The 5,213-nt window shown below is 50.9% G+C and carries 4 protein-coding genes; all 4 read right to left on the bottom strand.

All coding sequences use genetic code 11. From position 1 onward, the window contains the following. Positions 1 to 2,467 (bottom strand): carbamoyl-phosphate synthase large subunit (gene carB, locus ACESLU_RS11370; RefSeq protein ID WP_372638768.1); only part of this gene is annotated, 2,467 nt, incomplete at its 3' end. Positions 2,468 to 2,600: 133 nt separating this feature from the next. Then, entirely contained in the window at positions 2,601 to 3,719 is a 1,119-nt protein-coding gene (carA, locus tag ACESLU_RS11375) for a glutamine-hydrolyzing carbamoyl-phosphate synthase small subunit (RefSeq protein ID WP_372638769.1), read from the bottom strand. Positions 3,720 to 4,032: 313 nt separating this feature from the next. Further along, the gene (locus tag ACESLU_RS11380; protein ID WP_372638770.1) at positions 4,033 to 4,233 is read right to left on the bottom strand and encodes a CPXCG motif-containing cysteine-rich protein; all 201 of its coding nucleotides are present in this window, start codon (positions 4,231 to 4,233) and stop codon (positions 4,033 to 4,035) included. 217 nt (positions 4,234 to 4,450) lie between these two features. After that, complete coding sequence (locus ACESLU_RS11385) at positions 4,451 to 4,795, bottom strand: hypothetical protein (RefSeq protein ID WP_372638771.1); 345 nt, start codon at positions 4,793 to 4,795, stop codon at positions 4,451 to 4,453. Between the last annotated feature and the right edge of the window lie 418 nt (positions 4,796 to 5,213).

Raw genomic sequence — 5,213 nt, forward strand, 5'->3', positions numbered from 1 at the left:
CCATATGTTTGGCAATTTTCTCGTGATAGGTTCGGATTTTATCCAGCGCCTCGTCGCTGAGCGAATAGGTCGGAATAACCGCCGTGGAGTCGCCCGAGTGCACACCGGCCGGTTCGATATGCTGCATGATTCCCGAGATATGGAGCTGTTCGCCGTCATAAACGGCATCCAGGTCAACCTCTACGGCGTGTTCTAAAAACTTGTCGATGAGGAAAGCGTTCTCGGGATGGGTGGCGAGCACACGCTCGGTGTAATACTCCAGCTCATCCTGCTTTACCGCAATACGCATCCCTTGTCCCCCGAGCACATAACTTGGACGAATGAGCACGGGATAGCCGATGCGGTCGGCAATTTCAAGGGCGCCCTCCACATCATCGGCGGTACCGTACGAGGGAAAGGGAATATCCAGCTTTTTGAGAAATTCGGAGAACGATCCGCGGTCTTCGGCAAAATCAATCATTTCGAACTCGGTACCGAAGATGTGAATCCCCTCTTCCACAAACCGCTTTCCAAGCTTCAGGGCCGTTTGTCCGCCTACCTGAAGGATGACGCCCTCGGGCTGCTCATGCTCGTAAATGTCCAGCACGCGCTCCCAGAAGACAGGTTCAAAATAAAGCTTGTCGGCAATGTCGAAGTCGGTGGACACCGTTTCGGGATTACAGTTCACCATAATAGCCTCATATCCCATATCCTGAGCAGCCATGACAGCGTGCACGCAGGAATAGTCGAATTCAATACCCTGCCCGATGCGGTTGGGTCCGCTGCCCAGGATCATCACTTTTTTCTTATCGGAGACTTCACTTTCATTTTCTCCCTCGTAGGCAGAATAAAAATAGGGCGTTTCGGCCGGGAATTCAGCGGCACAGGTATCCACCACTTTGAAGGAGGGTTTCAGTCCTAGTTCCTTACGTCGGGACCGCACCTCATTTTCGGTGACCTTGCCGTTGCTCTGGCTGAGCATCCACGCAATCTGCTGGTCGCCAAAACCGGCCTGTTTAAGCTCAAAAAAGTCCTCTTTGGATATCCCCTCCAGCGTTTGTCCCTCCGTGCGGTTTTCGAGGGATACCATGTAGCGGATCTGCTGCAGAAACCACGGGTCGACTTTGGTGATATCGGCAATTTCTTCGACGGAAGCCCCCAGCTTAAAGGCGTTTCGAATATTCAGCATGCGATCCCAGTACGGTTTGAGAAGACGCTCGCGTACCTCCTTTCGATCCAGCTCGTTGTAGCCGTCCGCCCCAAGCCCGGCGCGACCGATTTCCAGCGACTGAAAAGCCTTGTTCAGTGCCTCGGGAAAATTGCGTCCGATCGACATCGCTTCCCCGACGGCCTTCATCTGGGTGGTGAGTTCCTCGTCCACGTTGGGGAATTTCTCAAAGTTAAACCGCGGGGTCTTGACAATCACATAATCGATGGATGGCTCGAAACAGGCCGAAGTGTTACCGGTAATCGGGTTGGGCAATTCATCGAGGTTGTAGCCCACCGCAAGCTTGGTAGCAATTTTGGCGATCGGGTAGCCGGTGGCCTTGGAGGCGAGTGCGGAAGAGCGGCTTACGCGCGGGTTGATTTCAATAGCCACATAGCGGTCGCTGCCCGGTTCAACGGCGAACTGAACGTTACATCCGCCCGCAAACGTGCCGATGGAGCGCATCATCTTGATGGCCGCATCACGCAGCATCTGGAACTGTTTGTCGGTGAGGGTCTGTGAGGGTGCTACGGTGACCGAGTCGCCGGTGTGCACGCCCATGGGATCGATATTTTCAACCGTACAGATAATAACGACATTATCGTTGGGGTCGCGCAGCAGCTCGAGCTCGTACTCTTTCCAGCCGAAAATGGATTCCTCGATGAGCACCCGGTGTACCGGACTCATTTCCAGTCCGCGTCGCACTTTTCGCTCGAACTCGTCCTGGTTCCATACGATACCGCCGCCGGCTCCGCCCATTGTAAAAGAGGGACGAATGACAATCGGGAGTCCCCCCAGCTCTTCGGTAATCTCTTTGGCCTCCAGCAACGATTCGGCCGCGCGACTGCGACACTGCGGTATATCGATCTCTTCCATCAGGTCGCGAAACTGCTGGCGGTCTTCGGTGATATCCACCGCGGCAATATCCACCCCGATAATCTGGATGCCGTGTTCTGTCCAATAACCCTCCTGCTGGAGATCCCGCGTCAGGTTCAGCCCGGTTTGTCCCCCCATGGTAGGCAGTACCGCATCGGGTTGTTCTTTTTCCACAATTTCTTTAATGGATTCGATAGTCAGCGGTTTCAGGTAAATCTCATCGGCCATCATCGGGTCGGTCATAATAGTAGCCGGATTCGAATTGATCAGCACTACCCGGTATCCGTCCTCTTGCAGTGAACGGCAGGCTTGCGATCCCGAATAATCAAATTCACAGGCCTGGCCGATCACAATAGGCCCTGATCCGATGATGAGAATGGTGTTGATGTCGTTGCGTCGTGGCATTGAGTTGGTAAGTTTCTTTGTTAGCTGATTAACATGTTCTTTTGAAACGTGATTCTTCGCCGGGATGCGGCGCGCGATGTCCACATGGGTGTATTATTCGCCGAGACAGGTCATCCCGTGGCCGTACAATTCCTTAAGCCATCTCCTTTTTTCCTTCTTTGATCATATTTATGAACTGGTTGAAGAGATATCGCGAATCATGCGGTCCGGGCGAGGCTTCTGGATGATACTGCACCGAAATACCGGGAAAGTTTTTGAACCGAAGTCCCTCTATCGTATCGTCGTTCAAATTCTTATGCGTAATCTCCACCCTGGAATCGTCCAGCGCCTCTTCATCTACCGCAAAACCGTGGTTTTGGGTGGTAATTTCCACCAGGCCGGTATCCAGGTTCTTGACCGGGTGGTTGGCGCCGCGGTGACCCACGAACATTTTTTTGGTGGAGATCCCTTCCGAGAGGGCCATCAGCTGGTGTCCCAGACAAATACCGAAAATCGGTTTGCCGGTCTCTTTGGCATATTCAACAATATCCAGCGCATATTCGGCCGTCGCATCCGGGTCGCCGGGACCGTTGCTAAAGAAAAATCCGTCGGGTTTCCACTGGTCGAGCTCTTCCCTGAAATCGCCTTTGGCCGGAAAAATGCGGAGCGTACAACCCCGTTTCACAAAATTATCGATAATACTCTGTTTGACACCGTAGTCGAAAGCAGCCACTTTGAAAGGGCCGTCGCTGTGTACAGTTTGCGGCTCGTCGCGTGTGACCTCCGTAGCCAGCTCGAGCCCTACCATATCCTCCCAGTCCCGGGCTTTCTGCACAAGCAGTTCTTCATCCAGCTCATCAGATGAAATGACGGCGTTCATCACTCCCTTTGACCGGATATGGCGAACGAGCTTGCGGGTGTCGATACCGGTAATGCCCACCACCTCATTGCGTTCCAGGTATTGCTGGAGGTTGCCGTCAGCTTGCGAATTGCTGTGTTCCCAGGAATAAGAGCGAACAATGAGTCCCGCTATCATGACTCGCCGGGCTTCATCATCGCGGCTCATCGTGCCGTAATTTCCGATATGCGGGTAGGTCATCATCATAAGCTGACCGTAGTAACTGGGGTCGGTAAATATTTCCTGGTAGCCGACCATGCTGGTGTTAAAGCAGAGTTCGCCGCCGGTGGTTCCTTTTTTGCCGATGGCATAGCCATGCTCTACAGTGCCGTCGGAGAGCGCAATGATCGCTTTATCTCGGGGATACAGTGACATATTATTGAGAAGGATATTTTTTTGTAGGGTTCAAGTTTAGACATAAAAAAAATCCGACAACGAAATAGATGCCGGATTTAGCGAAAGGGGGAGGTGTGTTGACCTTCGGGAAATGGTCAAATATTTTCTGAGCGTGCTGGAAGCTATAATGGCTCCCACTCATGTTAAAATGTGTGCGCGTGCAGGCCAAGTGTTGTTTGTTATTCGCCTATTGTTAACCTTTTTGTGCGCCAAACAGTAATTCCAGCGCAAAACTGCATAAAGATACAAATCGCATATTCGAATTCCAACGGAATCTTACGGGAAATTTTATTTATTGAGAAGGCCGGGCCTGAATAAAAAATTCCCTGGTTTTATAGTCGTAGGAGACTGCAAGCTCATTGGGCCGGCAGCAAACCTGGCAGTCTTCGATATAATTCTGGGTTTTGCCCTGCGAGGCGTCGACAAACGTTGCGTTCACTTCTCCGCAGTAAGTGCAGGTGAACGAGGGACTCTCGGTATGTTCAGGTTTCATGGGGGACATGATCATAAATTTGATCGGCGGATAATTACCTTTGTAATCTACAGGCTTTGTTCAACTATTGAAAGCCTGGTAATGAAATTATACAAATTTTCAAGGCCTTATTTTGAGCATCCCATCTATTAAGGCAGAACCTGATCATGGACTCACGTTGTTCGTTCCGGGGAACGATGTTTTGGAAACAGAAGTACAGGTAATTACGCATTATGTATCACGATTGATGAAGGAACGCTTTCTTAAAGAGATAACCCGTGAGGGTCGAAAGTCCTCCCGCGAGTCCCCCCGCCACGACGGTAATGACTATAACCAGAGCGGGATGAGGCAGACTAAAAAGTTCCGCAATGCGCGTGGTAAGGATCCCCTCATTGACGAAGTGTATATAGGCCGTTTGGAGGAGCCATAATCCCCCTATTCCCACAAATCCATAAGCGAATGAGCTCCATCCGGTTTTACCCAGCCGGCTCCCCAGGAGCAGGGCGGGTATCGACAGCGACCACCAGGGCAGGATAAAGCCCAGCAGCCAGGCAGAGAGTGCGAGTAGGATCGCTAAGATCATGATTGTGTTACTGCTATACGTTGTAGTTTAAGGATATAAGGTTTTCCATAAAATACAGATTAAGTTATTCCGTTTTTTCCAGTCATGAAAAAACGGAATCCAAAAAATGACCGGCCGAATAAATGGTGCCGGCATTCCCTGCGCCTGCGCTAACATCATTCATCTCGTTCCGTTGGCCCTCAAACAGCCCCGATAGTTCGGGGTTTACGCTTCTGCTCCGGTCACTCGTTTTAGCACAATGTATTAGGCCGGGATACTGGAATTGTCAATCTACCCAAACCATATCGTAAAGTCATGAATTTACAATGTAATCGAAGTAATTTAAATAGTTTTCAAAGGGATCGACCTTTGCCGACACTCCCATAAACATATAGAATGTCGAACCCACAACTATCGGAATCTAGCTTTACCACTAATC

Source organism: Fodinibius sp. (assembly GCF_041642155.1).
GTDB lineage: Bacteria > Bacteroidota > Rhodothermia > Balneolales > Balneolaceae > Fodinibius.

Excerpts from the sequence above, each read along its gene's own strand:
- carA (WP_372638769.1), bottom strand. The coding sequence starts at position 3,719 with ATGTCACTGTATCCCCGAGATAAAGCGATCATTGCGCTCTCCGACGGC.
- ACESLU_RS11380 (WP_372638770.1), bottom strand. The coding sequence starts at position 4,233 with ATGAAACCTGAACATACCGAGAGTCCCTCGTTCACCTGCACTTACTGC.
- ACESLU_RS11385 (WP_372638771.1), bottom strand. The coding sequence starts at position 4,795 with ATGATCTTAGCGATCCTACTCGCACTCTCTGCCTGGCTGCTGGGCTTT.